The 23,758-nt window shown below is 71.8% G+C and carries 19 protein-coding genes, 1 tRNA gene and 1 pseudogene; 17 read left to right on the top strand and 4 right to left on the bottom strand.

Features of this window, described 5'->3' with window-relative positions; all coding sequences use genetic code 11:
- Nucleotides 1–38 precede the first annotated feature (38 nt).
- The 4 genes and pseudogenes from AB0G52_RS04645 to AB0G52_RS04630 all read left to right on the top strand — a co-directional run bounded on the left by AB0G52_RS04645 (nucleotide 39) and on the right by AB0G52_RS04630 (nucleotide 6,320).
- Nucleotides 39–536: a DUF1877 family protein gene (locus tag AB0G52_RS04645; protein ID WP_361333627.1), complete on the top strand. Its 498-nt coding sequence runs from the start codon at nucleotides 39–41 to the stop codon at nucleotides 534–536.
- Between the two features lie 164 nt (nucleotides 537–700).
- Nucleotides 701–1,480 (top strand): hypothetical protein, encoded by a 780-nt coding sequence (locus tag AB0G52_RS04640; RefSeq protein ID WP_361333624.1) that lies wholly within the window; start codon nucleotides 701–703, stop codon nucleotides 1,478–1,480.
- Nucleotides 1,481–1,494: 14 nt separating this feature from the next.
- A pseudogene (locus AB0G52_RS04635) lies at nucleotides 1,495–3,713 on the top strand (bifunctional polysaccharide deacetylase/glycosyltransferase family 2 protein).
- Nucleotides 3,714–3,890: 177 nt separating this feature from the next.
- The gene (locus AB0G52_RS04630; RefSeq protein ID WP_361333621.1) at nucleotides 3,891–6,320 is read left to right on the top strand and encodes an N-acetylmuramoyl-L-alanine amidase; all 2,430 of its coding nucleotides are present in this window, start codon (nucleotides 3,891–3,893) and stop codon (nucleotides 6,318–6,320) included.
- A 261-nt stretch (nucleotides 6,321–6,581) separates the two neighbouring features.
- Here the strand turns inward: AB0G52_RS04630 and AB0G52_RS04625 are convergent.
- Nucleotides 6,582–6,655, bottom strand: a tRNA-Gly gene (locus tag AB0G52_RS04625).
- A gap of 521 nt (nucleotides 6,656–7,176) precedes the next feature.
- On the opposite strand from AB0G52_RS04625, the gene dcd reads away from it, so the two are divergent.
- Genes dcd through AB0G52_RS04610 form a run of 3 tightly spaced genes read left to right on the top strand, consistent with a single transcriptional unit; the run spans nucleotide 7,177 to nucleotide 8,849 of the window.
- Nucleotides 7,177–7,752 carry a dCTP deaminase gene (dcd, locus tag AB0G52_RS04620; protein ID WP_123975552.1) on the top strand — a complete coding sequence of 192 codons (576 nt, stop codon included), beginning with the start codon at nucleotides 7,177–7,179 and terminating at the stop codon, nucleotides 7,750–7,752.
- 10 nt (nucleotides 7,753–7,762) lie between these two features.
- Nucleotides 7,763–8,281, top strand: a complete 519-nt coding sequence (locus AB0G52_RS04615; protein WP_132888550.1) for a phosphoribosyltransferase — start codon at nucleotides 7,763–7,765, stop codon at nucleotides 8,279–8,281.
- Nucleotides 8,282–8,306: 25 nt separating this feature from the next.
- Nucleotides 8,307–8,849 (top strand): hypothetical protein, encoded by a 543-nt coding sequence (locus AB0G52_RS04610; protein ID WP_361333617.1) that lies wholly within the window; start codon nucleotides 8,307–8,309, stop codon nucleotides 8,847–8,849.
- 87 nt (nucleotides 8,850–8,936) lie between these two features.
- On the opposite strand, the gene AB0G52_RS04605 is transcribed toward AB0G52_RS04610, so the two are convergent.
- The gene (locus AB0G52_RS04605) at nucleotides 8,937–9,914 is read right to left on the bottom strand and encodes a Yip1 family protein (protein ID WP_165939333.1); all 978 of its coding nucleotides are present in this window, start codon (nucleotides 9,912–9,914) and stop codon (nucleotides 8,937–8,939) included.
- 307 nt (nucleotides 9,915–10,221) lie between these two features.
- Here AB0G52_RS04605 and AB0G52_RS04600 point away from each other — a divergent pair, with 307 nt between their 5' ends.
- On the top strand, nucleotides 10,222–10,551 hold the full coding sequence (locus AB0G52_RS04600; RefSeq protein WP_132888547.1) for an antibiotic biosynthesis monooxygenase: 330 nt from the start codon (nucleotides 10,222–10,224) through the stop codon (nucleotides 10,549–10,551).
- A gap of 127 nt (nucleotides 10,552–10,678) precedes the next feature.
- On the opposite strand, the gene AB0G52_RS04595 is transcribed toward AB0G52_RS04600, so the two are convergent.
- A complete protein-coding gene (locus AB0G52_RS04595) occupies nucleotides 10,679–11,299 on the bottom strand; it encodes a hypothetical protein (RefSeq protein ID WP_361333613.1) in 621 nt (206 codons plus the stop codon).
- A gap of 465 nt (nucleotides 11,300–11,764) precedes the next feature.
- Between AB0G52_RS04595 and AB0G52_RS04590 the strand changes: the two genes are divergently transcribed.
- The 8 genes from AB0G52_RS04590 (at nucleotide 11,765) to AB0G52_RS04555 (ending at nucleotide 21,342) form a co-directional block, all read left to right on the top strand.
- Nucleotides 11,765–12,628 carry a hypothetical protein gene (locus AB0G52_RS04590; protein WP_361333610.1) on the top strand — a complete coding sequence of 288 codons (864 nt, stop codon included), beginning with the start codon at nucleotides 11,765–11,767 and terminating at the stop codon, nucleotides 12,626–12,628.
- Nucleotides 12,629–12,944: 316 nt separating this feature from the next.
- A complete protein-coding gene (locus tag AB0G52_RS04585) occupies nucleotides 12,945–13,616 on the top strand; it encodes a hypothetical protein (protein ID WP_361333607.1) in 672 nt (223 codons plus the stop codon).
- Nucleotides 13,617–13,649: 33 nt separating this feature from the next.
- A complete protein-coding gene (locus AB0G52_RS04580; protein WP_361333604.1) occupies nucleotides 13,650–14,429 on the top strand; it encodes an ATP-binding cassette domain-containing protein in 780 nt (259 codons plus the stop codon).
- Nucleotides 14,430–14,622: 193 nt separating this feature from the next.
- Nucleotides 14,623–15,387: a sigma-70 family RNA polymerase sigma factor gene (locus tag AB0G52_RS04575; protein ID WP_361333700.1), complete on the top strand. Its 765-nt coding sequence runs from the start codon at nucleotides 14,623–14,625 to the stop codon at nucleotides 15,385–15,387.
- Nucleotides 15,384–16,475, top strand: coding sequence for a CU044_5270 family protein (locus AB0G52_RS04570; RefSeq protein WP_132888543.1), 1,092 nt, complete (start codon nucleotides 15,384–15,386; stop codon nucleotides 16,473–16,475). The genes AB0G52_RS04575 and AB0G52_RS04570 overlap by 4 nt, the downstream gene beginning before the upstream one ends.
- Before the next feature lie 120 nt (nucleotides 16,476–16,595).
- Nucleotides 16,596–19,064, top strand: a complete 2,469-nt coding sequence (locus AB0G52_RS04565) for a SpoIIE family protein phosphatase (protein WP_361333601.1) — start codon at nucleotides 16,596–16,598, stop codon at nucleotides 19,062–19,064.
- Between the two features lie 153 nt (nucleotides 19,065–19,217).
- Entirely contained in the window at nucleotides 19,218–20,201 is a 984-nt protein-coding gene (gene pip, locus AB0G52_RS04560; RefSeq protein ID WP_361333598.1) for a prolyl aminopeptidase, read from the top strand.
- Between the two features lie 265 nt (nucleotides 20,202–20,466).
- Entirely contained in the window at nucleotides 20,467–21,342 is an 876-nt protein-coding gene (locus AB0G52_RS04555) for a PhzF family phenazine biosynthesis isomerase (protein WP_361333595.1), read from the top strand.
- Between the two features lie 64 nt (nucleotides 21,343–21,406).
- On the opposite strand, the gene AB0G52_RS04550 is transcribed toward AB0G52_RS04555, so the two are convergent.
- A complete protein-coding gene (locus AB0G52_RS04550; RefSeq protein ID WP_361333592.1) occupies nucleotides 21,407–22,261 on the bottom strand; it encodes an LLM class F420-dependent oxidoreductase in 855 nt (284 codons plus the stop codon).
- A 165-nt stretch (nucleotides 22,262–22,426) separates the two neighbouring features.
- Between AB0G52_RS04550 and AB0G52_RS04545 the strand changes: the two genes are divergently transcribed.
- On the top strand, nucleotides 22,427–23,599 hold the full coding sequence (locus tag AB0G52_RS04545) for a right-handed parallel beta-helix repeat-containing protein (RefSeq protein ID WP_132888538.1): 1,173 nt from the start codon (nucleotides 22,427–22,429) through the stop codon (nucleotides 23,597–23,599).
- Nucleotides 23,600–23,758: the final 159 nt, after the last annotated feature.

The raw sequence follows: 23,758 nt of genomic DNA, 5'->3' as shown, positions 1-23,758 counted from the left end.
CGCGTGATGCTTCGGCGCTCTGGTGCGCTCCCCCTGTCATGAGTACCTACCTCCGTCTGCGAGCGGTGCCGGCCCCGGCACTGCGCAACAGTCCGGCTTGGCTGGAGCGGCTCTTCGCGAGCGATGCGGAGTCCCTCCGGCACCGGGCCGGCCGGTGCCACGAAGAGGCCCTGGACGTGTGCTGTCCGGACCAGGAGCGCGTCTACACCGGCGCTCCGCCGGACGCGCCGGGGAGCCGGCCGCAAGCCCAGGTGGTGCTCGGCGGCCACCCCGTGCTCCGCACCGACCCGCGCGAGCCGCCGTTGCTGGTCCTCACGGCGGCCCAGACCCGCCGGGTGGCCGGGTTCCTGGACCACGCCGACTTCGACGCGCTGTGGGACCTCGCCCGGGACCGGCTGCTGCCCGGCTACGGCGGGATCACCGCGGAGCCCGAGACGTCCCGCGCGTTCGCCATGACGCACCGGGAACTACGGGCCTTCTACGCGCACGCGGCCCGGTGCGGGGAAGCGGTGGTGAAGTGCCGTTCCAAGGCGTGAGCAGTCGCGATCAAGGACGGGCGAGGAAGCGCCGCGAGGCGGGACCTGCGGATACCCGGAGCCGGACTTGTGACTGAACGGGGTGGGAGGTGTAACAGTCTGGGCCCGCTGCGCTCTCTTCATGCGGACGACCACGTCGGTCGGCTCGGAGGGAGGCGGGACTCGTGCAATGGACGGGCGACGGCGGCGCAGGGTACGGCGAGGAGCCGCCCATCGGCCGCGGGTACGGGTATGCCCACGGTCACGAGGCCACCGGCGGCACCACCGTCGACACGGCCACGGCGGAGCCGGAGCCCCGGGCCTCCGGTGCACCGGTGCTCGTTGCCGGGCCGGACCGTCTCGCCGGGACGGAGTGGGAATCTCCGCACGGTGACGTCATCACCGTGCTGCCGACGGACCGCGACGAGTCCGGCCGTCCCGTGGCGGAGCCGGACACGCCGGAGAACGATCCGGCGCGCCCTGTGTTCGTGGACGCCTCGGGACGCCGCCAGCGGCGCGTGCGGCGTGCCGCACGACTGCTGTTGATCCCCGCGGGCGTCTATGTCGCCCTGCTGGTCAGCGCGTTGCTGGGCGGCCCCACCATCAGCGCGCCGTTCGTCCCGCTGCCCGGCACAACGCATCCGGCCACGCACCGCGCGACCACCCCCGGCTCCCCCGCCGGCACGGATCACGGTCACCCGGCGCGGAGCACGGACTCCGGCGCGGCGGACCAGGACGCCCGCTCCACCGAGCCGCGGACGGCCTCCGGCCGGACCGGCGGGCACACGGCCGCGACCACCCCCGCGGCCACACCCCCCACCACCGCGACGCCCGCCGGGACCGCCGCGCCGACCACGACCGCGACTCCCCCCACCAGCGCCGCTGCCAGTGCCGGTGCCACCAGCACCGGAGCACCCTCCGCCAAGGGCCGTGCCAACGCCGCGTCCCACAAGCCCGTGAAGTGACCCCAGGCCCCGACATGACAGATCCGACCGATCACCCGCCCCGCATAGCCGTACCCCGCACCACCGCCGTGCCCCGCCTCCGCGGCCGCACCCAACGGGTCACCCCCCGCACCCACTGGCTCCTGCTGTGCGTGCTCGTGGTGACCCTGTCCGCGGCCCTCCTGCTGCAGGGCTACACCCACCACATGTTCGGGATCACCTCGGACGACGTGACCGGTCCCCCCGGCCGTGCCGACGCGGTACCCGGCCAGGTCGCCCGCGGCGGCCCCGTGATCGCGGGCGCCGCCGGCTCCCCGCACACCGCCCGCCCGAAGACCCGTACCATCGCCCTCACCTTCGATGACGGCCCCGACCCGGTCTGGACCCCGCGCATCCTCGACGTCCTGCGCCGCAACCACGTGCACGCGACCTTCTTCGTCGTCGGCACCCAGGTCGTCGCCCACCCGGAGCTGGTCCGCCGGATCGTCGCCGAGGGCCACCAGATCGGCATCCACACCTTCACTCACCCCGACCTCTCCCGCCTCGCCCCGTGGCAGCGCTCCCTGGAGCTCCGCGAGACCCAGCTCGCGGTGGCCGGCGCGGCCGGCGTCACCACCGCGCTGCTCAGACCGCCGTACTCCTCGGAGAACGACGCCCTGGACGACGCCGGCTGGTCCGTCCTCGAACAGGCCGACAGGGCCGGATACGTCACGGTGCTCTCCACCCTGGACGCCGAGGACTGGCAGCGCCCCGGCACCGCCCGCGTCCTCGCGAACGCGACACCGCACGGCAGGGCCGGGCAGATCGTGCTGATGCACGACGCCGGAGGCGACCGCTCCCAGACCGTCGCCGCCCTGGACACCCTCATCCCACGGCTCAAGGCACAGGGCTTCCGGTTCACGACGGTCGGCGCCGCGGTCGGCATGACGGATCCCGTCCGGACGGCCGGCCTGGGCGACCACCTCCAAGGCGTCGCCCTCATCAAGATGCTGCAACTCGGCGACGGGACCATCCGGCTGCTCGGCGTGCTGATGTACGCGGCCGGGGCGGTCAGCGTGCTGCGCGCGGCCGTCGTACTGGTCGCGGCCCGCCGACACCGCCGGCTGCGGACCGGGCGCCGGGCCAGGCCGTGGGGACCGCCGGTGACCGAACCGGTCAGCGTCATCGTCCCGGCGTACAACGAGAGCGCCGGAATCGAGGCGGCCGTACGCTCTCTGGTCGCCTCGGACCACCCGGTGGAGATCATCGTGGTGGACGACGGCTCCACCGACGGCACCGCCGATCTCGTCGAGTCCCTGCGGCTGCCGGGTGTGCGGGTGATCCGGCAGCGGAACGCGGGCAGCCCGCCGCGCTCAACACCGGCCTGGCCGCAGCCACCTGCGAGCTGGTGGTCATGGTCGACGGCGACACCGTCTTCGAACCCGACGCCGTCCGCACGATCGTGCAGCCCTTCGCCGACCCCACCGTGGGTGCCGTCTCCGGTAACGCGAAGGTCGTCAACCGAGGCGGACTACTGGGCCGTTGGCAGCACGTCGAGTACGTGGTCGGTTTCAACCTCGACCGCCGCCTCTTCGACCTCGCCGAGTGCATGCCGACCGTGCCCGGCGCGGTCGGGGCGTTCCGGCGCCGGGCCCTGCTCGCGCTCGGCGCGGTCAGCGACGTCACCCTCGCCGAGGACACCGACCTCACCATGACACTGTGCCGGGCCGGCTGGCGTGTCGTGTACGAGGAAAGGGCGGTGGCCTGGACCGAGGCACCCGCATCCCTGGGTGCCCTGTGGCGGCAGCGATACCGCTGGTGCTACGGCACGCTGCAGGCGATGTGGAAGCACCGCGGCGCGCTGGTGCAGGGCGGCGCCGCAGGCCGCCTCGGCCGCCGGGGCCTGGTCTACCTCCTCCTCTTCCAGGTCCTGCTGCCGCTGCTCGCCCCCGTGGTCGACGTCTTCGCGCTCTACGGCCTGGCCTTCCTCGACCCGTTGCGGATCACCGTCCTCTGGCTCGCCTTCCTGCTCCTGCAATGGCTCATGGGCCTGTACGCGTTCCGCCTGGACGGAGAACGCCCCGGCCCGTTGTGGAGCCTGCCGCTGCAGCAGTTCGTCTACCGCCAACTGATGTATCTGGTGGTCATCCAGTCCGTCTTCACCGCCGTGGCGGGTTCGCGGTTGCGGTGGCAGCGCATGGAGCGCTACGGCACCCTACGGGCACCGACGGGTGCGGAGACACCGATCCCTCCCTGCCCGGGTCCGGGAATGTGACATCTGGTCACCCGGGTGCGCTGGTATGTCAGGGCACTCCCGTCACGACTGTGCCCTGTGCTAGCTGATGACAACGACAACGGGGCTTCAGGGTGGGGCATGAGAACTGAACACAGCGTTCGGCACGGTCGCCGTCGATCCGGTCCGAGGAGATCCGGTCCGAAGAAGCGAACGTGGATGGCGTTGGCGGGGGTTGCAGCCGGTGGCGGCATGGTGGTGGCGACCGTCGCCATGGCCGGCTCACCAGGCCGTGGCGCGCCGGCCGCGCAGCGACCGATCAAGACGCATGTCCACTCGCTGTCCCTGACCGGAGCCGGTGCGGCACTCAAGACACTGGGGGCCCGGTCCACGGCACCGTTCAGCATGGTCGGTGTCACCTGGAACGGTGCGCACACCGAACTGCGCGGCACGGTCGAGGTGCGGACCCGTTCCACCGCCGACGGCCACTGGACCCAGTGGCTGAAGATGCAGCAGCCGGACGACCTCCCCGACGCCGCTGAGCTGAACCGTCCCGGTGTGCGCGGCGGGATGTCCCCGCTGTGGGCGGGACCGTCGAACGGAATCCAGGTCCGCGCGACCGGCGCGGGCAGGACCACCGCGCTGCCCGCCGGCCTGCGGGTGGACCTGGTCGATCCGGGCAAGCCCGCCACCGACGGAACACCGAACTCCGGTATGGGTCCGGCAGGCTACGCCATGGACGCGACGGCCACCGACACCGCCGCCCCGCCGGTCACCGACACCGCCTCGCCGACGGACAGCTCCGCCCCGAGCGACACCGCGACGCCCACCATGGGCACCGGTGCCTCGGACACCGCGAGCGCGACGGACTCCACGTCGCCCACGGACACCTCCACGGCCACGGACCCCGCCTCCACCACGCCGTCCACCCCGTCCAGCCCGTCCACCGGGACCTCCGCGTCGTCCTCGCCGAGTGGGTCCCCGACGGCCTGGCCCAGCCAGCTTCCGACGACGGCCGAGGCGTACCCGTCCTGCCCGGCCTCCTCGGCCGCCCCGCCGGCGACCCCGCCGGACCCGATGCCGGCCGCGACCGTCTCGACGGTGGCACCGCCCGACGTGGTGACCCGCGCCGGCTGGGGTGCGGACGAGTGTGCGCGGGACTCGGGTTACCCGTCGTACGGCTCGGCGGTGAAGGTGATGTTCGTCCACCACACGGACACCACCAACAACTACTCCTGCGCCGACTCCCCGGCGATCGTGCGCGGCATCTACGCCGAGCACCTCAACCAGGGCTGGCGCGACCTGGGTTACAACTTCCTCGTCGACAAGTGCGGCACCGTCTTCGAGGGCCGCTTCGGCGGAATGGCGCTACCCGTCGTCGGCGCCCAGACCTACGGGTTCAACACCAACAGCATGGGCGTGGCCGCCATCGGCACGTACACCGACCTCAGCGGCGGCGACTCCACGGCCAGCACCTTCACCGGGGCCGCGCCGAGCCAGGCGATGCTGGCCTCCATCGCCCGCATCGCGGCCTGGAAGTTCGGCATGACCGGCGTGAACCCGGGCACCGGTACCGCGTCCCTGCCCGAGGGCTCCTCCGACAGCCACGGCTTCACCCTGGGCAACAGCTACACCTTCGACGCGATATCCGGGCACCGCAACGGCTTCGCCACCGACTGCCCCGGCAACCAGCTCTACAACGCCCTGAGCACGATCCGCTCCTACGCGGCAGGCCCGGTCGGCACGGTCTCCGTCACCGGGATGTCCGGCGGGGCGGCCAAGTCCGGGACGAACTACTACACCAAGGGCACGGCCACGGTGAGCTGGACGACCGCCACGCCGTCCGCGGTGATCTCCGGCTTCGACGTCCTGGTCGACGGCAAGGCGGTGGCCCACACCTCCGGCTCCGCCCGCTCCGCCTCGGTCACGGTCGCCTCCGGCAGCCACACCGTCCAGGTGCGCGCCACCCACGTCCGAGGGGCGACCACGCTGTCCGGCTCGGTCACCCTGGTCGGCGACACCACCGCGCCCACCTTCCCGACCGCTCCCGGCGTGCAGCTGCGCACCGGCACGGTGAACTCCACCTCCGTTCCGGTCTCGGTGACCTGGAAGGCCGCCGACAACGCGGCACTCGCCAACGTCACGTCGACCTCGCCGTCCTCGGCCACCTTCGGCCCGACGGTGACCTCCTGGTCGGCCAGTGCCAAGCCCGGCACGCCGGACCTGTTCGCCCTGAAGGCGTACGACGTGGCCGGCAACGCCGCCGGCGCCTCCGTCCAGCGGACGCCGAGCATCGTCCAGGAGACCTCCGCCACCCGGACCGGCACCTGGACGCGCAAGAGCAGCACCAGCTACCTGGGCGGGTACTCCTACAGTTCCTCGTCCGCCAAGGCCTCGATCAGCTGGACCTTCACCGGACGCTCGGTGGCCTGGATCGTCTCGCGGGCCGCCACCTCGGGCCAGGCGTACGTCTACGTCGACGGCGCCAAGGTCACCACGGTGGACCTGAAGTCCTCCACGACCCTCTACCGCCAGGCGATCTGGACCAAGACCTGGTCGGCCTCCGCCAAGCACACCTTGAAGATCGTCGTGGTGGGCACCTCGGGCCGCCCGACCGTCACCACCGACGGCATCGCAACCATCGGCTGAACCGCCGCCCGCACCTCACGCCGGAGTCCTCCGCCCGCAGGAAGTCCGCGGGCGGAGAGCGTCGCGATCGGCGTGCTGCGCGCGTCGCGCGAGACTCAGCATTCGCCCACAGCACCCCGACGACGAGCGGCAGGAAGAGGTCGCCGCAGGGCTGGACGCCGCGGTCCGCAAGGCTCGGGCCACCGCCGCGCAGAGGGGCACGCGGCAACTGATCACGATGGACAGCAAAAAGGCCCGGGTCTCTGACCTGGGCCTTCTTCGTGGAGCGGGTGACGAGAATCGAACTCGCGCTCTCAGCTTGGGAAGCTGATGTTCTACCATTAAACTACACCCGCGTAGAAACCGACCGGAGTCGGTGTCCGAACGCTCGCTCACTGTACCTCATGACGGACCCCCGGTGCTCGGACCAGGGGTCCGTGTGTGTTCGGAGGCATGGGATCCGGCTGCGGGGGAACGGAGTTGGGGCGTACGGTGGGGCATCGGAGAGGGGCTCGGCGAGGTCGGAGTGCCGCCTGGAGAGCCATCCCTTTGATCCCGTAATGTGGCTTTCCGTCGTCACGGCAGTTGGCCCGACGCGGCTCCTGGGGAAGGGACTCAAGGGACTTGATGGAACACACCGTCGTCCGCTGTGCCGAAGGGCACGTGTTTAGCACCACTTCGTTCCCGATGCAGCAGGCCGAGCGGCTCGGCCCCGGTCGGCTCGTCCGGTGCCCCAAGTGTGCCCGGCTGCGCAGCGTCGTACCGGTCGCTCTTGAGAAGCGGTAGCGAGTAGCTGGGAGAGCGAAACCGCGGCAACACCGGCGCGTGGACTCGTCACGATTGTCGTGGGTCCGCGCGCCTTGCGTATCCTCGGGGCGTGCTTCTCTCAGACAAGGACATCCGGGCCGAGATCGACGCCGGGCGGGTACGGATCGATCCCTACGACGAAACCATGGTGCAGCCGTCCAGCATCGACGTCCGGCTGGACCGTTTCTTCCGGGTGTTCGAGAACCACCGGTACCCCCACATCGACCCCTCCGTCGAGCAGCCGGACCTCACCCGGCTCGTGGAGCCCGAAGGCGACGAACCCTTCATCCTCCACCCCGGCGAGTTCGTGCTGGCCTCGACGTACGAGGTCATCACCCTCCCCGACGACCTCGCCTCGCGCCTGGAGGGCAAGTCCTCGCTCGGGCGGCTCGGGCTCGTGACGCACTCCACCGCCGGGTTCATCGACCCGGGGTTCAGCGGGCACGTCACCCTTGAGCTGTCCAACCTCGCCACCCTCCCCATCAAGCTCTGGCCCGGCATGAAGATCGGGCAGCTGTGCATGTTCCGGCTCTCCTCCCCCGCCGAGCACTCCTACGGCAGCGAGCGCTACGGCTCCCGCTACCAGGGGCAGCGCGGACCCACCGCCTCCCGCTCCTACCTCAACTTCCATCGGACGCAGGTGTGAGGAACCCGACATGAGCAGCGGTGGTCCCGTACGGGAGAACCTGACCTACGAGCGGTTCGGCGTCGCCGTGCGCGAGCTCGCGCAGACCATCGCCGACGACGGGTTCGAGCCCGACATAGTGCTGAGCATCGCCCGCGGTGGTGTCTTCGTCGCCGGCGGCCTCGCCTACGCCCTGGACTGCAAGAACCTGCACCTGGTCAACGTCGAGTTCTACACGGGCGTCGGGACCACGCTGGAGATGCCCGTCATGCTGGCGCCCGTCCCCAACCTCATCGACTTCAGCGACAAGAAGGTCCTCATCACGGACGACGTCGCCGACACCGGCAAGACGCTGAAGCTCGTCCGGGACTTCTGCCTCGACACGGTCGCCGAGGTCCGCTCCGCCGTCATCTACGAGAAGTCCCACTCCCTCGTGAAGTGCGAGTACGTGTGGAAGCGCACGGACGACTGGATCAACTTCCCGTGGTCCGTGTTGCCTCCCGTACACAAGTCGGGGGCTGCCCCCAGGGAGAACAAGGAAGCACTCTGACAGGAGAGGCCGAGGGGGGCGTCGCGTGCTGAGGCTGCTCGGCTTCTTCGACGACTTCGGTTACTCCGGTGCGTCGGCAGCGGGACCGCTGAGGGCCCAGGTGCAAGCGTCCGGCGAAGCGGACGAAGCCGAGATTGTGGAGTACCTGGACGTAGGTCATCGCCTCACGTACTTCATGGAGGCGGGGGTCGACGTCCTCACGGGTGAGGTTCACCGGCACACGTCCGGCTGTTCGTCCCTCGTCACCGACGGCGTGTGGGTATGGCGAGCGGACTTCGCGCACTACCTGGAGGCGTACCACGTGCCGTTGCCCGCGGACTTCGTCGCCCGAGTACGAGGGCTCCGCCATCGCATGCCGGACCTGGTCGGTGCGGACTTTGCACCGGTCTTCGACGAGCTGGCGCTGGAGTTCGGGTGGACGCATGCGGTCCCGTGGGACGCGGGGTCGGTCCTGCGCCCACAGCCACGGACCGTTCTGACACGTGCGGAATTCGTGTCGAGGGCCAGGCGGGAACGGCCCGCCTTCCCCGGAGGGAAGGCGCCGCGCAAGCCTCGCCGGATCAGGTAGCGAGAGGGGTGCCCAGGCGCTCGGCCGGTGTCTCCCGGCCGAGCGTGGTGCGTGGCCGGCCGTTGGGCCGGGGTGGTGCGACGATCGCTAGAACGTGCCCAGCTTCACGATCGACAGCAGTGCGATCAGCTGGATCGCGGACGCGCCCAGCGCCTTCGGCCACGGCAGGTCGTGGGACTTGCCGACCATCAGGGTGAGCAGGGCGCCCGCGGCGAGCCAGGTGGCCCAGCCGAGGATCTGCACGAAGCCCGCGTCACCGCCGAAGAACATGGCGAACAGGAGGCGTGGGGCGTCCGTGACCGACATGATCAGCATGGACAGGCCCACCGTCGGCTGCCAGGCACCGTCGCCGCCCAGCTGACGGGCGAGGGTGTGGGTCACGACACCGAGGACGAAGGACGAGAGCACCATCGCGACCGCCGTCACCAGGACGATCGGGATCGCGTTGGAGAGGGTGGCGTTGATCGCGTCCGCGCGGGCGCCGTCGAAGCCGAAGACCGCGAGCAGGCCGTAGAGGAAGGTCACGACGAGGGCGGGGCCCCACATCGCGTAGTCCCGCATCTGGAGGAACGTCTGGTTCGGAGCCAGCACGATCCCCCTCAGCAGGTCCTTCCAGTGCAGCCGCGGGCCGATCGGGCCGGACTGCACGGCCGAACCGGCGTGGTAGGTCGCGCCCTGGGTGTAGCCCTCGGCCTCGTCGACCGAGAAGGCCTGGGTGTGACCCGGCTGGTTCGCCGCGTACGGGTCACGGGCACCGGCACCCTGGCCGCCGCCGTATCCGCCGTACCCGCTGTCGTCGCCGAAGTACTCGGGGCCGTCGCCGCCCGCCTGCCCGGGACCGGGCTGCCCCGGGTGACCGCCGCGCGCCTGCGGCCAGCCGGACCCGCCGCCGTGCTGCGGGTACGACGGCTGCGGGGGCCGCGGGGCCGACGGGTGTCCGTACGACGGCCCCGGCTGCCCCCCGTAGCCCTGGGGCGGCGCCTGCTGCCCGTACGCGGGTTGTTGCGGTCGCGCTTGCGGGGCACGGGTGTCCCGGCCGCCGCGTCCGATCCTGAATCCAGCCACGTCCTCGAACGTACCCGGTCCGGAAGGGTCGCGTGCGGGCTCGGCCGTCCGAGGCCGCCATTGCCGCAGACCTGTGACATCCCCTAAGGGGAACCCCCAGGGGCCTCCGACGCCGATCGCCGCAGCTCAGCGGCCGACGACGGCGCTGAGGCAACCGTTGCACGTGCGGCCCGCGTTCCCCACAGGAGCGTCCTGGTGCCGGACGCCCCCAGTACCGCGGGGACCGGTTCGACGCGCCACGGCCGGACCGAAGGGAGGGCCCCCGTCGCTCACGCTCTTCTGATCACCCGTGCGGCAAGATGCAGGCATGAGCGTAGTCAAGATCAACGTACTGACCGTGCCGGCAGAGCAGCGGGAGACGCTGGAGAAGCGGTTCGCCCATCGCGCCCACGCCGTGGAGAGCTCCGACGGGTTCGAGTGGTTCGAGCTTCTCCGTCCGGTCGAAGGCACTGACAACTACCTCGTCTACACGCGGTGGCGCGACGAGGAGTCGTTCCAGGCGTGGATGGAGGGACCCATGAAGACGGCGCACCAGGGCGGCGGTGAGGAGGCTGGGGAGAAGCCGAAGCCAGCAGCCTCGGGTTCGACCCTGTGGTCCTTCGAGGTGGTTCAGCAGGCCCAACCCAAGAACGCCTAGATCAGAGGCCACCTGGTCTTCATCACCGGGCGCACGCCTGCAATGCGCCACGATGGTGGGAGCGGAAGTGGCGGCGGGTGAACGTCACGCTTCGGCTGGACGTCACTGCCCGCCGCCTGGGTCCTCCTCAGTCCTCGCCGGAACTCTGGGCGGGCTTGCCCGGGGTCCCCTTCCACGGCCAGTATTCGAAGCCGTTGCCGGTGTACCAGTCCAGGCGAGTGTTGCCGCAACCACCGCTGTGCACGTCGAGGGAGTCGTAGTAGGCAGCCTTGATGGACTTCTTGGGGAAGGACACGGAGATCTCCGTGGTGACGGTGGAGCGCGAGGGGATGGTGCCCACGGGCAAAGCCTGGGAGTTCCACAGGGGCAGCGAGCCGTTGGTCTTGCTGTTCCAGTGCAGCGTCATCACGTGCCAGGAGCCCTTGCCGACGCGCCACCGGACACGGGGCGCGGGGCCCCGGTTCTTCATCAGGTTGCCGATGGCGAAGACGTACGAGGCCTTCGTGAGTGCCGTGTTCTCGGTGTTGTGGAGCCGGAGCGTGGCGTAGAGCGCAACGCCGGGCTTCCGCGCAGTGGGTACAGCCGATCCTGCCGCGTCCGAGACCGATACTGCTCCGTACCGGCAGCTGTACCCGGTGGCGGCGTCCTTGGGCTGAGCGGCAGCCGCGGCACCGTGGGCGGCGAGCGCGCTGAGGACACACGCGGTGGCGGCGAGAACGGCGCCGTGGCGAATAGTGGTGTTCAACATTTCCCCCTCATCGCCTTGATTCCACAGTGACCGCGGCCTGCCGTCAATGATCTCGGCAGCGTGAACTCCTCCCCCTCCGCGCGAAGGTCGACCGGCTTTCCGTGCGCGCCGTTCCTTGGTGAGCGAGCGTGGGGTACGCCGTGGCTGGGGTGGTCCGCTTCGGCCTTCGGGGTGGGCGCGCGTCCGCAATGCGCCGCGGTGGTCGGAGCGTGCGTCAGCCGGCGGCGCCGACCTGCTGGACCTTCCTGGCCGGGGCAGAACCCGACCCGGACATCCGCACTGGGCGCCCTTCACCTGAGTACGCGTACTCAGGTGAAGGGCAGGTGAGGTGCGGAACAGTGCTCCCGTTACGGAAGACGAGCACGGGGGTGCGCAGTGAGCAGCGCGGGGACAGCTGAACCGATACCAGGGGCGCGGAGACGGAGCAGGCGCACGCTGCGTGCCGCCGGAGTGGGGCTCGGCCTCATGGTGGCGCTGTACCTCGCGGAGTGGCTGCTGGTCTCTTCCCCCGCCTGCCGGAACGCCCCCGGCTGGGGCTGCCTCGGGGTGGCCGTGCTGTGGGGTGACGTCACTCCGTTCGTGCTGTTCGTCGTCGGGTGGCCGGTGTTGCGGATGCTGGGAGTGCGTCCGGCATGGCTCACCGCGCTGCTCGGTGTCGGTCTGAGCTGGTACCTCCTGCGGTATCTGACGGCGGTGGACAACCTCCCCGCGCTACCGGGCGGCGTCAGCTGGGTCCCGTTCGCGCTGCCGACCGCCGCCTTCGCGCTCGCGGCATGGTTCATCGCGTCTCTGCGCCCGTGGCTGCCGCGTGTGGCGACGGTGGTGGCGCTTGCGCTGGTGGTGCCGGTGAACACGTTCGTCGTCTCGCGGGTCGACGACAGCCGGCAGGAGGCGGCCTTGTCGGCGAGCCCGGTCCCGCTGCTCGGACCGCGGGTCCCCAGCGGCTACCACATCGAAGGTGTCGGGACCGAGACCCTCACCGCTCCCACCTTCTACTACCGTCTCGCCCCCGACGGCCGGCAGGCGACCAGCATGGCGGAGCTGCATCGCGAGATCGAGGTCATCGTCGCGCCGGTGCAGCCGCGGTTCACCCCACCGTCGCACTGCGCCGCGATCAACTCCACCTATCCCGTCCCGGCTCCCGCCTGTACCGCCGTCGCGCCGGACGTGTGGCGTTCGGGCAACTCGCAGTACGTCTCCTATTACATCCGGGTCGGCGACACGGTGGCGGACATCCAGGCGACCTCGCCGCCGGTGAGCCCGGCTGTGCTGACGTCGGTCGCGCGGAGCATGAGCGTCCGGCAGCCGTCCTACTTCACCGGAGGGTGAGGGGCTGTGTGCGGCGCGGCAGCTGCACATCGATCGTGGCAGGGTCCACGCGGTGACCGTCGGCGAGGCCGTCGACGCCGTCACTCGCGGCGGCGATCGCTGTCACTGCGGACGATGCGGTCGCGCTCGCTGTTGTCGCAGAGGGTCCAGCCAGGTCCGGGGAGCCGGACGCTCCCCGGCGGCGGATCCGCACCGTCGGCCGGTGTGCCGCGCCCGGAGGCGGCCGGGTGCTCGGGGCAGGTCGGGTGACGGTGTGGGCGGTGGGTGTCAGACTCCTCTTACGGGACGAGTCAGGGCGAAAGCTGAGGAACCGGTCATGGGTTTCGGCATCGGGCCTGCGGGCACGCGGCGCGGCTGCCTCGCCCGCACCCGCGTGGCCGTCGCGGTCGGGGCCGGGCCGGTGCTCGGCGCCCCCTGCGGGGGCGACGGCGCGAGCGGAGGCGAACGGCTCGGCGTCGACGGGAGCGGCGGCGGCCGACTCGGCGTCGGGGCGCTGCTGCCGGGCGGCGGGGCCTCGCGGGTCGGGCAGTTCGACCGGCCGCTCATCGAGCAGGCGCTGAAGCGGCTGTGCCCGCACTGCCCGGCGCCGGTCGGCGCGGCCGCGCCCGACGCCGACGTCCAGCAGCAACAGCTCCAGGCCCTGATCACCCGGGGCGTGAACGTCCCGGCCGCGCCCGCCGTCCGGATGGCAGTCGCCCTGGGCCGCGGCGAGCCGGCCGCCTCTGCCGCCTCCGTGGCCTCCGTGGCCTCCATGGCCTCCGTGGCCTCCGTGGCCTCCATGGCCTCCGTGGCCTCCATGGCCTCCGTGGCCTCCGGCACCGTGGCCGGACCGACCTCGCAGAAGATCCCGGCGGTGCTGCTGCCGTCGTACCCGGTGACAGCCGGCACGGTCGAGGACACGCTGATGAGGGACGTTATATACCGTATCGAGGAGATGTGTACGCCTAGACTCCGGTCCGCCTGTGCCAAGGCCGGACTCACCCGATGAGCCCGCCCCACGGGTGAGGGAGGTGGTGGCCCCGTGGTTCAGCCCCTGCTGGCGCTGCACGGCGTCTGCAAACGGTTCGCCGCCGTCGAGGCGCTGGTGGACGTCGACCTGGAGATCAGGGCCGGAGAGGTGGTCGCGCTGGTGGGAGGCAACGCCGCCGGAAAGTCCACGCTGGTCAAAGTGATCTCCGGGGTCGTGACCCCCGACCAGGGCGCCATCGAGTGGGAGGGCCGCCCGGTCCAGATCAAACGTCCGCGCGACGCCCGCGCCCTCGGCATCGCGACCGTCTACCAGGACCTCTCGATGTGCGGGAACCTCGACGTCGTCGGCAACCTCTTCCTCGGCCGGGAGATCCACCGCCACGGCGTCCTGGACGAGGACGAGATGGAGCGCCGCGCCCGCGAGGTCCTGCGGATCCTGCCCCTGCACATCCCCGACGTACGGGCCCCGCTCGCCACCCTCACCGGCGGGCAGCGGCAGGTCGTCGCGATCACCCGGTGCTTCCTCAGCGAGCCCCGTCTGCTGCTCCTCGACGAACCCACCGCCTCGCTCGGCCTCGAACAGACCGACCACCTCCTCGACCTGGTCGAGGACCTCCGCGACCGGGGCGCCGGGGTGCTGCTCATCAGCCACAACATGGGGGACATCAAGGCGGTCGCGGACCGGGTCGCCGTACTGCGCCTCGGCCGCAACAACGGCCTCTTCAAGGTGGGCACCACCTCCCAGGAGGAGATCATCGGCGCCATCACGGGGGCGGCCGACCACTCCGGCCGGCCCCGCCGCCCGACCGACCCCGAGGAGACCTGGCCGTGAGGCACGGGCACCGGGGCCGGCTCACGGCGGTCATGCCCCCCTGAGGATGCGCTGGGCGGGGAGCCGGAGACGGCAGACTCGGGGCGTCGGTCCGGCGGCCGAGGGGTGACAGGGGACGACGGGGTTCGGGTGTGGTCCGGATCACGGGAAGGGGGTGGGGCGTGCCGGACAGCTCAGTGACGTGAGCACACATATGCGTACCCGGGTACGGGCCGGGGAGCCGAGCGCGTTCGCGGAGCTGTTCGACAGCTACTCGCGCGCCGTCTACAACCACGCCTTCCGGCTGACCGCCGACTGGTCGGTGGCCGAGGACGTGATGGCCGCGACCTTCCTGGAGGCGTGGCGGCTGCGCGACCGCGTCGACCCCGAGGGCGGTTCGCTCCGCCCCTGGCTGCTGGGCATCGCCACCAACACCGCCCGCAACCAGTACCGCAGCAACCGCCGGTACCGGGCCGCCGCGAACGCCGCGGCGGCGGCACAGCTGTCGGTGCCCGACCACGCGGACGAGGTGGCCGACCGCGTCGACGACCGGCACCGCCTCGCCGCCGCCCTCACCGCCCTCGGCCGCCTCCGAAGACCGGAGCGCGAGGTCGTCACGCTCTGCCTGGGCGAGGGCCTGGACTACGGGGCGGCGGCGGAGGCGCTCGGCATCCCCGTCGGCACCGTGGCCTCCCGGCTCTCCCGCGCCCGAAGAAAGCTGCGCGACCTCACCGGCCCCGCGCCCGCAGGTCCCCCGGCGGCCGGCCGACCGCCAGCCGACCCCGCGCCCGCCGGACCCACACCCACCAGCCCCGCACCCACCGGCCCACCGCCAACCGGCCCAGCGCCGGCCGGCCCCCCGCCAGCCGGCCCACCGCCGGGAAAAGTCCGCGGAATTCGGGAAGGCGACCGCCGCTCCCGACAGACAAGAGGTGATCACACCCACGTGATCCGGCCCGCACAGGAAGGACGACGATGACCGTGCACACCTCCCGGAACCACCCGGCCGAGGGCGACGGCGGCGCCGAGCTGCTGTCCGCAACCGCGCGGGACCTGCCGCCGGGCCGCCACCAGTTCCACAAGGAGCGACTGATGGCCCAGATCCACGACATGCGGCAGACGGAGCGGACCACGCCCCCCGCACCGGAGCGGCGCCGCCGGTTTCCCCGTCCGGCGGTCGCCCTGCCGCTGACGGTGGCCGGGCTCGCGGCGGCGGTCGTCGCCGGAGTGACCCTCACCGGCCACGACGGCAACGGCGTGCAGGACGCCGGCCCAGCCCTCACCACCACCGTCGGCGCGGCCACCACCAAGGGCGTCACCCGGCTGCTCGACCAGATCTCCCTGGCCGCCACCGAGACCTCGGCCTCCCGCCCCACCGTCCGGCCCGGCCAGTACATCTACATCGAGTCCAAGTCGGCCGACAGCTATGTCCGCACCGTCGACGGCACGTCCTCCCTGGCCGGCCACCCGCTGCACACGCGGCAGGTCTGGAAGTCCCCGGACGGCACCAAGGGCTGGCTGATCGACCCTGCCGTCAACAAGAGCCCCGAGGGCGAGACCCTGTCCCTCCCGGACGAGCAGGGCAACACCCCGAAGCCGTCCCTGAACGGACCGTCGTACGACTACCTCACCAAGCTCACCACCGACCCGGACAAGCTGCTCGCCAAGATCTACAAGGAGACGAAGGGCCAAGGGAACTCCCCCGACCAGGAGGCGTTCACCACCATCGGCGACCTCCTCGGCGAGAGCTACCCCCCGGCGGGGCTGTACCCGGCGCTGTTCAAGGCCGCCGCGAAGATCCCCGGTGTCGTCGTGGTCGACGACGCGACGGACGCGGTGGGCCGGCACGGTGTGGCGGTGGCCCGGCTCGACGAGGCCAGCGGACAGCGCGAGGAGTGGATCTTCGACAGCAAGAGCCATGTCTTCCTCGGCGAGCGCTCGGTCCAGGTACGCAGGAACAGCGGCGACGACGGCCTGATCACGCCCGGCACCGTCGTCTACACCACCGCGATCCTCGAACGCACGGTCGTGGACGGCATCAGGCAGACCCCCGCCGCGACGTCCTGACCACCGGAGGGGCCGCCCGCGGGGCAGGGGAACCGCTCGCCGTCGGTTGAGCGGACAAGGACACGGCGGGATCCTTGGAGCGGGTGCGGGTACCCGGACACCCGGACACCCGGAGGCACCATGGACGCACGCGTACCGGAGGACCTGGCGGTCGTGGTCGACGCCGGCGGGGCGGTCCTCGTGTGGAGCGCGGGCGCCCGGCAACTGCTCGGGTACGAAGCCACCGAGGTCGTCGGCCGCCCGGCCCGGTCCCTGCTCGCCGGGCGCCTGCCCCCGTCCGCGCGCCGCCACCTCGCCGCCGGGCACCGCTGGTCCACCGAGGTGGCGCTGCGGCACCACAACGGCGACCGGGTCGTCGTACGCCTCCAGGGCACCCCGCTGACCGCCGGGGCCGACCGGCCGCTCTGGCTGGTCACCGGCGCGGCGCGGACGACCGTCTCCGGACGCGTCGAGGCGGGCGCGGCAGCCCTGTGGGACCTCACGCTGGCCCAGCTGCCGATGCCGGTGGCGATCTACGACCGGGACGCCCGGCTCGTCACCGCCAACGAGGTCATGACCCGCGTCATGGGCCTGCCCGTCGCGGAGATGCGCGGGCTGACCCTGTGGGAGATCGAGCCCAGGCCGCCCTTCGACGAGTACGACCGGCTCCAGCGGGAGGTGCTGCGCACCGGCCGGACGGTCTTCCACGAGCAGCACGGCCAGGCGCCCGGCGAGACCCGCGAGCACGCCTGGTCGATGTTCTTCTCCCCGTTGAAGGACGAGACCGGCGCGGTGCAGGGCCTGTCCGCGGTCGTCTTCGACACCACCGAGCAGTACTGGGCCCGCCGCCACCTGGCCGTCCTCAACGACGCGAGCCTGCGCATCGGCAGCACCCTGGACGTGGTGCGGACCGCCGACGAACTGGCGGAGGTGGCCGTCGGCCAGTTCGCCGACTACGTCACCGTCGACCTGCTGGAGTCCGTCGTCCTGGGCGACGAGCCGGAACCGCTGCCGCCGGGCCGGTCCCTGACCGTACGCCGTACCGCGCAGCGGTCGGTCCTGCCGGGCTGTCCGGAGTCGGCGGCCGCCCCGGGCGACCCGGTCCACTACCCGGCGGACACGCCCCCGATGTGGGCCCTGACCGGCGGCCGGGCCACCCGCAACAGCCCCGGCGCCCCCGGCATGCGGGAGTGGATCGCCGCCTCCCAGGCCCGCGCCGACGCCGTCGCCCGGCACATGATCCACTCGGTGCTGATGGTGCCGCTGCGCGCCCGGGGCGTCACCCTGGGCCTGGTCCACTTCGTGCGGCACCGTACGCCCGAGTCCTTCACCGAGGACGACCAGCGGCTCGCGGAGGAGATCGTCGCGCGGGCCGCGGTGAGCGTGGACAACGCCCGCCGCTACACCCGCGAGCGCCGTACCGCCCTCGCGCTCCAGCGGAGTCTGCTGCCGGGGCCGCCACCGGGTCTGGCGGCCACCGAGGTGGCGTACCGCTATCTGCCCACGGGCTCGGGCGCGGACGTCGGCGGCGACTGGTTCGACGTCATCCCGTTGTCCGGCGCCCGGGTCGCCCTGGTGGTCGGCGACGTGGTCGGCAACGGCGTCGGCGCGTCCGCGACGATGGGGCGCCTGCGTACGGCGGTCCGGACCCTCGCGGACGTGGACCTGGCCCCCGACGAACTCCTGACCCAGCTGGACGACCTGGTCATCCGCCTCGACCCCGAGGAGACCCCGGTGTTCCCGGGGCGCCCGGAGACAGCGCTCGGCGGGACGGCCGGAGCCCCGACGGGAGCCGACGGGGTCGGGCCGGGTGAGGCGGGGGCGGTGCTGGGGGAGGTCGGTGCGACCTGTCTCTACGCCGTCTACGACCCGGTGAGCCGCCGCTGCACCATGGCCAGGGCCGGGCACCCGCCGCCGGCGCTGGTCACCCCCGACGGCCAGGTGCGCTTCCTCGACCTCCCGGCCGGGCCCCCGCTCGGCCTCGGCGGCCTCCCCTTCGAGTCCGTCGAGATGGCCCTGCCGGAGGGCAGCCTGCTCGCCCTCTACACCGACGGGCTGGTCGCGACCGCCGACCACGACATCGAGGTGGGCCTGAACCTGCTCCGCGGGGCCCTCGGCGGGCCGGCCCTGCCCCTGGAGGACATGTGCGACCAGGTCCTGCGCGCGGTCCTGACCGACCGCCCCGCCGACGACATCGTGCTCCTCCTGGCCCGCACGTCCGCCCTGGACCCCGCGAAGGTCCGCACCTGGCAGCTCCCGCAGCACCCGGCGGCGGTCGCCGGGGCCCGCAAGATGGCCGGCGAGCAGCTGGAGGCCTGGGGGCTGACGGACACGGCCTTCGCCACGGAACTGATCGTCAGCGAACTGGTCACCAACGCGGTCCGCTACGGCGAGAGCCCCATCGCCCTGCGCCTGATCCGCGACGCGTCCCTGATCTGCGAGGTCTCCGACGGCAGCAGCACGGCCCCCCATCTGCGCCGCGCCCGGGTCTACGACGAGGGCGGCCGGGGGCTGCTCCTGGTCGCGCAGCTCTCGGAACGCTGGGGCAGCCGTCAGACCCCCACCGGCAAGACGATCTGGGCGGAACAGTCGCTCCCCGCGTCCCTGTGACCTGTCGCGCCGGTGGCCGGCCCGGTGTCCCTGGGCGGCGGCGCCCACCACCCGTACTCGGGCCGGACCGAGTAGCGGGTCCCCTTGCCACCCCTGCTCGACTTCACTGGTAGACATGGCTGTTCACTCACCCGGGCAGAAGGGGAGAACACCATGCCCGAGCAGTTCCCGCCCGTCGAACCGTACGCCCGCGGGCTCCTCGATGTCGGTGACGGACAGCGGATCTACTGGGAGACCAGCGGCTCCCCCGACGGCAAGGCCGCCCTGTGTGTGCACGGCGGTCCCGGTGGCGGCGGGCGCCGACACAGTCGAAGGATGTTCGACCCCGAGGTCTACCGGATCGTCCTCTTCGACCAGCGCGGCTGCGGCGAGAGCCTGCCGCACGCCTCCGACCCGGCGGTCGGCCTCGCCGCCAACACCACCGACCACCTGATCGCCGACATGGAGCGGCTCCGCGAGCACCTGGGCATCGACCGCTGGCTCCTCTACGGCGGCTCCTGGGGCTCCACCCTGATCCTCGCCTATGCCGAACGCCACCCCGAGCGGGTCTCCGAGATCGTCATCGCGGGTGTCACCATGACCCGGCCGGAGGAGACGGACTGGCTCTACCGCGGGGTCGGCCGTCTGCTCCCCGGCCCCTGGGAGGCCTTCCGCGACGCCCTGCCGGCCGCCGACCGCGACGGTGATCTCGTCGCCGCCTACGACAGGCTGCTCAACAGCCCCGACGACGCGGTCCGGACCGCGGCCGTCCGCGCCTGGGCCACCTGGGAGGACGCCGTCATCGCCCACGAGACACTGGGCAACCCCGGCGCGTACAGCAACCGGCCCGACGACGCCCTGGTGGCCTTCGTCCGCATCTGCGCGCACTACTTCTCCCACGACGCCTGGCTGGAGGACGGCCAACTGCTCCGGGACGCCCACCGGTTGGTCGGTATCCCCGGGGTCCTGATCCACGGCCGTCTCGACATCGGGAGCCCGCTGAAGACGGCGTGGGAACTGGCCAAGGCGTGGCCCGACGCGGACCTCATGGTGATCGACGACTCGGGCCACACCGGCAGCCCCACGATGCGGAACACGATCCTCACAGCCATCGCACGGTTCGGGGAGGGGCCGGGGGTGACGGAAGGCCAAGGGTGACGGGGAGACGGGGTGGTTGCGGGCCCTTCAGGGTGGCTGGCCCTCTGGTTGGCGGGTGCGCGCCGACGAAGCCAGGCCGGCTGGATCAGGGTCGGCCCGGCCCCGGCGCGCCCCCGTCGGATTGCGGTGCCGGTCGCGGGCCTCGTTCACGGTGCCGGGTTCGGACTGCTCGGGCGGGGTCGGCGGGTTCCGGTTCGGGCAGTGTTTCGAGTCGGCCTGCCAGAACTCCGGAATAGCCGTCCCGCGGCCCCCTGTTGTCCCGACCATGACGACGAACGCGCCACGCCCCGAGGTACTGCGCTACACCGCCTTCTCCAGCACCCCCGACGGCGGCAACCCCGCCGGGGTCGTACTGGACGCGACCGGCCTGGACGACGGTGACATGCTGGCCGTCGCCGCCGACCTCGGGTACTCGGAGTCCGCGTTCCTGACCGCGCCCCCGGAGGGCCTGGCCGACGGGGCGGAACGGGCCTACCGCATCCGCTACTTCAGCCCCAGGGCCGAGGTGCCGTTCTGCGGGCACGCCACCATCGCGACCGCCGTGGCGCTCGCCGAGCGGACGGGCCCCGGCGAGCTGGTGTTCGCGACCCGCGCCGGCACGGTCCCGGTGACGGTGACCGAGGAGGGCGGCGCGATCCGGGCCACGCTCACCAGCGTCGAGCCGCACACCGAGGAGATCTCCGCCGCCGACCTCACGGAGGCGCTGGCCGCGCTCGGCTGGCCGGCCGCCGATCTCGACCCCGCCTTCCCGCCCCGCGTCGCGTTCGCCGGCGCCCGCCATCTCGTGCTCGCGGCCGCGACCCGGGCCCGCCTCGCCGACCTCGCCTACGACTTCGCGCGCCTCGAAGCCCTGATGCACCGCCTGGACCTGACCACGGTCCAACTGGTGTGGCGGGCTTCGGCCACCGTCTTCCACGTCCGGGACCCCTTCCCGGTCGGCGGGGTCGTCGAGGACCCGGCGACCGGCGCCGCGGCCGCCGCGTTCGGCGCGTACGCCCGTGAGCTCGGCCTGGTTCCCGAGGACGCGGTCCTCACCCTGCACCAGGGCGAGGACCTGGGCCGCCCCGGCGAACTCACGGTCACCCTGCGTGCGGGCGACCCCCGCGTCCGGGTCAGCGGCACCGGCGCCCGCATCGGCTGAGGCCCGCCCCTGCCGCGGCCCGCCCCTGTCCCGTCCCCGACAGCGGGGACGGGGCACGACTCACTTACCCGGTCACCAGCCCCAGTGCCGACGCCAGTTCCTGGTACGCCGGGAGGGGGTCGGTGTCGTCGGGGTGTACGAGTTGGAGGGCCACGTGGTCGGCGCCCGCGTCGAGGTGGGCGCGTAGGCCCTGCGCCACCTGGGCGGTGGTGCCGTGCAGGATCAGCGCGTCGAAGAGGCGGTCGCTGCCGCCGTCCGCGAAGTCGGTGTCGTCGAAGCCCAGGCGGCGCAGGTTGCTGACGTAGTTGCCCAGCCCCAGGTACATGCCGAGCGTGGCGTCGCCGATCGCGCGGGCCCGGGTACGGTCGGTCTCCAGGATCACCTTCTGCTCGGGGGCCAGCAGCGGTCCCGCACCCAGGATTTCGCGGGCCTGCCGGGTGTGTTCGGGGGTGACGAGGTAGGGGTGCGCGGCGGCCGTGCGTGCGCCGGCCAGGCGCAGGACGCGGGGGCCGAGCGCCGCCAGCGCCCGGCGTGCCACCGGTACGCCCCCTTCGTCGAGGACGTCGAGGTAGTCGTTCAGCGCCTGGTACGGCCGTACGAACTCCTTGGTCGCCTCCGGGTGCCCGGCGCCGACGCCCAGCAGGAAGCGGTCCGCGTGCCGTTCGGCGATGCGCCGGTACGCGCGGGCGACCCGATCGGCCGGGTTGGACCAGATGTTCACGATGCCGGTGGCGACCACCAGCCGTTGCGTGGCGTCGAGGATGCGTTCGACCACCGCCAGGTCCGGGTCGGTGACGTCGCCGAGCCAGAGGGTGCCGTAGCCGAGCCGTTCCACCTCGACGGCCACCTCGGGCGCGGTCTTCGAATGGCGCCAGACACCGACGGCACCAAGGTCGATCCTGTCCGTGATCTCGGTCATACGACGCACAACCGGAGGGTTCTGACGTGTATTCCGCCGCCCCGAACGATCACATCTCTGAATTTTCTTTACATCCATGAAACTTGACGCGCTCACAACACGCTTCTAGCTTCGCTTAGAAAGCGCTTACCGCGCCCTCCGGAACGCATCCGAACGGAGACAACGATGCACGTGAGACCAGTCATCACGGCCGTCGGCCTGGTCGCCGGCACGCTCGTGGCGTTGTCCGGCACGCCCGCGCAGGCCGCGTCCACGGTGCTGTACGTGTCGCCGAGCGGCACCGACAGCGCGGCCGGCACCCAGTCCGCGCCGACCACGCTCACCTCCGCGATCAGCCGGATCGCCGCCGGCGGCACGATCTACGTGCGCGGCGGGACGTACCACTACTCCGCCACGGTGACCATCCCGGCCGGCTCCGACGGGACCGCCGGCGCCCGCACCACGCTCTCCGCCTACCCCGGCGAGACCCCGGTGTTCAACTTCTCCGCGCAGAGCGAGAGTCCGTCCAACCGGGGCATCCAGCTCTTCGCCGACTACTGGCACCTGTACGGCCTGACGGTCGAACACGCCGGTGACAACGGGATCTACGTCGGCGGCAGCAACAACGTCGTCGAGCGGACGGTCACCGCGTACAACCGCGACACCGGCCTCCAGCTCGGCCGGATCTCCTCCACCACGCCCAGCAGCGCATGGCCCGCGAACAACCTGATCGTCAGCTCCGAGTCGCACGACAACGAGGACAGCGGCGGCGAGAACGCGGACGGGTTCGCGTCGAAGCTGACCACCGGCACCGGGAACGTCTTCCGGTACGACGTCTCGCACCACAACATCGACGACGGCTGGGACCTGTACACCAAGACCGACACCGGCGCGATCGGCCCGGTCACCATCGAGTACTCGCTGTCCTACGGCAACGGCACCCTGACCGACGGCACACAGAACGCGAACGGCGACCGCAACGGCTACAAGCTCGGCGGCGACGCCATCGCCGTCAACCACGTGGTGCGGCACGACATCGCCTACGGCAACGGGCACCACGGGTTCACCTACAACAGCAACCCCGGCACGATGGCCGTCTCGAACAACGTGGGCATCGACAACGCCGAGCGCAACTTCTCCTTCGACAAGGGCACCTCGGTGTTCCGCACCGACACCTCGTGCCGGTTCTCCGTCACCGGCTCCAACGACAAGACCGTCGGCGACGTCGACGGCTCCAACCAGTTCTGGACGGGTACGAACGGCTCCCGCTGCTCCGCCTACGCGGGCGCCCTCGGCTGGTCCTTCGCCTCCAGCGGCAAGTTGAACGTCACCTTCGGCGGCAACGTCGTGAACCCGTAGCCCGGCACGGACCCGGGTGTCCACACCCTGTGGACACCCGGGCCGTCGGGGGGTGCAACGGCTCGACCCGATCGGTTCCGGCCAAGAATTTTCAAGCAAAGATTTGAACTGAACATAAGAGAGTCATTAGTGTCTGTTGCCCCGAACCTCTGCTCGGAA

Source organism: Streptomyces sp. NPDC021562, assembly GCF_040640875.1.
Lineage (GTDB): Bacteria > Actinomycetota > Actinomycetes > Streptomycetales > Streptomycetaceae > Streptomyces.
This window is presented reverse-complemented; position numbering and strand designations above follow the sequence as displayed.

Excerpts from the sequence above, each read along its gene's own strand:
- AB0G52_RS04645 (WP_361333627.1), top strand. The coding sequence starts at position 39 with ATGAGTACCTACCTCCGTCTGCGAGCGGTGCCGGCCCCGGCACTGCGC.
- AB0G52_RS04630 (WP_361333621.1), top strand. The coding sequence starts at position 3,891 with ATGGCGTTGGCGGGGGTTGCAGCCGGTGGCGGCATGGTGGTGGCGACC.
- AB0G52_RS04615 (WP_132888550.1), top strand. The coding sequence starts at position 7,763 with ATGAGCAGCGGTGGTCCCGTACGGGAGAACCTGACCTACGAGCGGTTC.
- AB0G52_RS04600 (WP_132888547.1), top strand. The coding sequence starts at position 10,222 with ATGAGCGTAGTCAAGATCAACGTACTGACCGTGCCGGCAGAGCAGCGG.
- AB0G52_RS04595 (WP_361333613.1), bottom strand. The coding sequence starts at position 11,299 with ATGTTGAACACCACTATTCGCCACGGCGCCGTTCTCGCCGCCACCGCG.
- AB0G52_RS04590 (WP_361333610.1), top strand. The coding sequence starts at position 11,765 with ATGGTGGCGCTGTACCTCGCGGAGTGGCTGCTGGTCTCTTCCCCCGCC.
- AB0G52_RS04585 (WP_361333607.1), top strand. The coding sequence starts at position 12,945 with ATGGGTTTCGGCATCGGGCCTGCGGGCACGCGGCGCGGCTGCCTCGCC.
- AB0G52_RS04575 (WP_361333700.1), top strand. The coding sequence starts at position 14,623 with ATGCGTACCCGGGTACGGGCCGGGGAGCCGAGCGCGTTCGCGGAGCTG.
- AB0G52_RS04570 (WP_132888543.1), top strand. The coding sequence starts at position 15,384 with ATGACCGTGCACACCTCCCGGAACCACCCGGCCGAGGGCGACGGCGGC.
- AB0G52_RS04565 (WP_361333601.1), top strand. The coding sequence starts at position 16,596 with ATGGACGCACGCGTACCGGAGGACCTGGCGGTCGTGGTCGACGCCGGC.
- pip (WP_361333598.1), top strand. The coding sequence starts at position 19,218 with ATGCCCGAGCAGTTCCCGCCCGTCGAACCGTACGCCCGCGGGCTCCTC.
- AB0G52_RS04555 (WP_361333595.1), top strand. The coding sequence starts at position 20,467 with ATGACGACGAACGCGCCACGCCCCGAGGTACTGCGCTACACCGCCTTC.
- AB0G52_RS04550 (WP_361333592.1), bottom strand. The coding sequence starts at position 22,261 with ATGACCGAGATCACGGACAGGATCGACCTTGGTGCCGTCGGTGTCTGG.
- AB0G52_RS04545 (WP_132888538.1), top strand. The coding sequence starts at position 22,427 with ATGCACGTGAGACCAGTCATCACGGCCGTCGGCCTGGTCGCCGGCACG.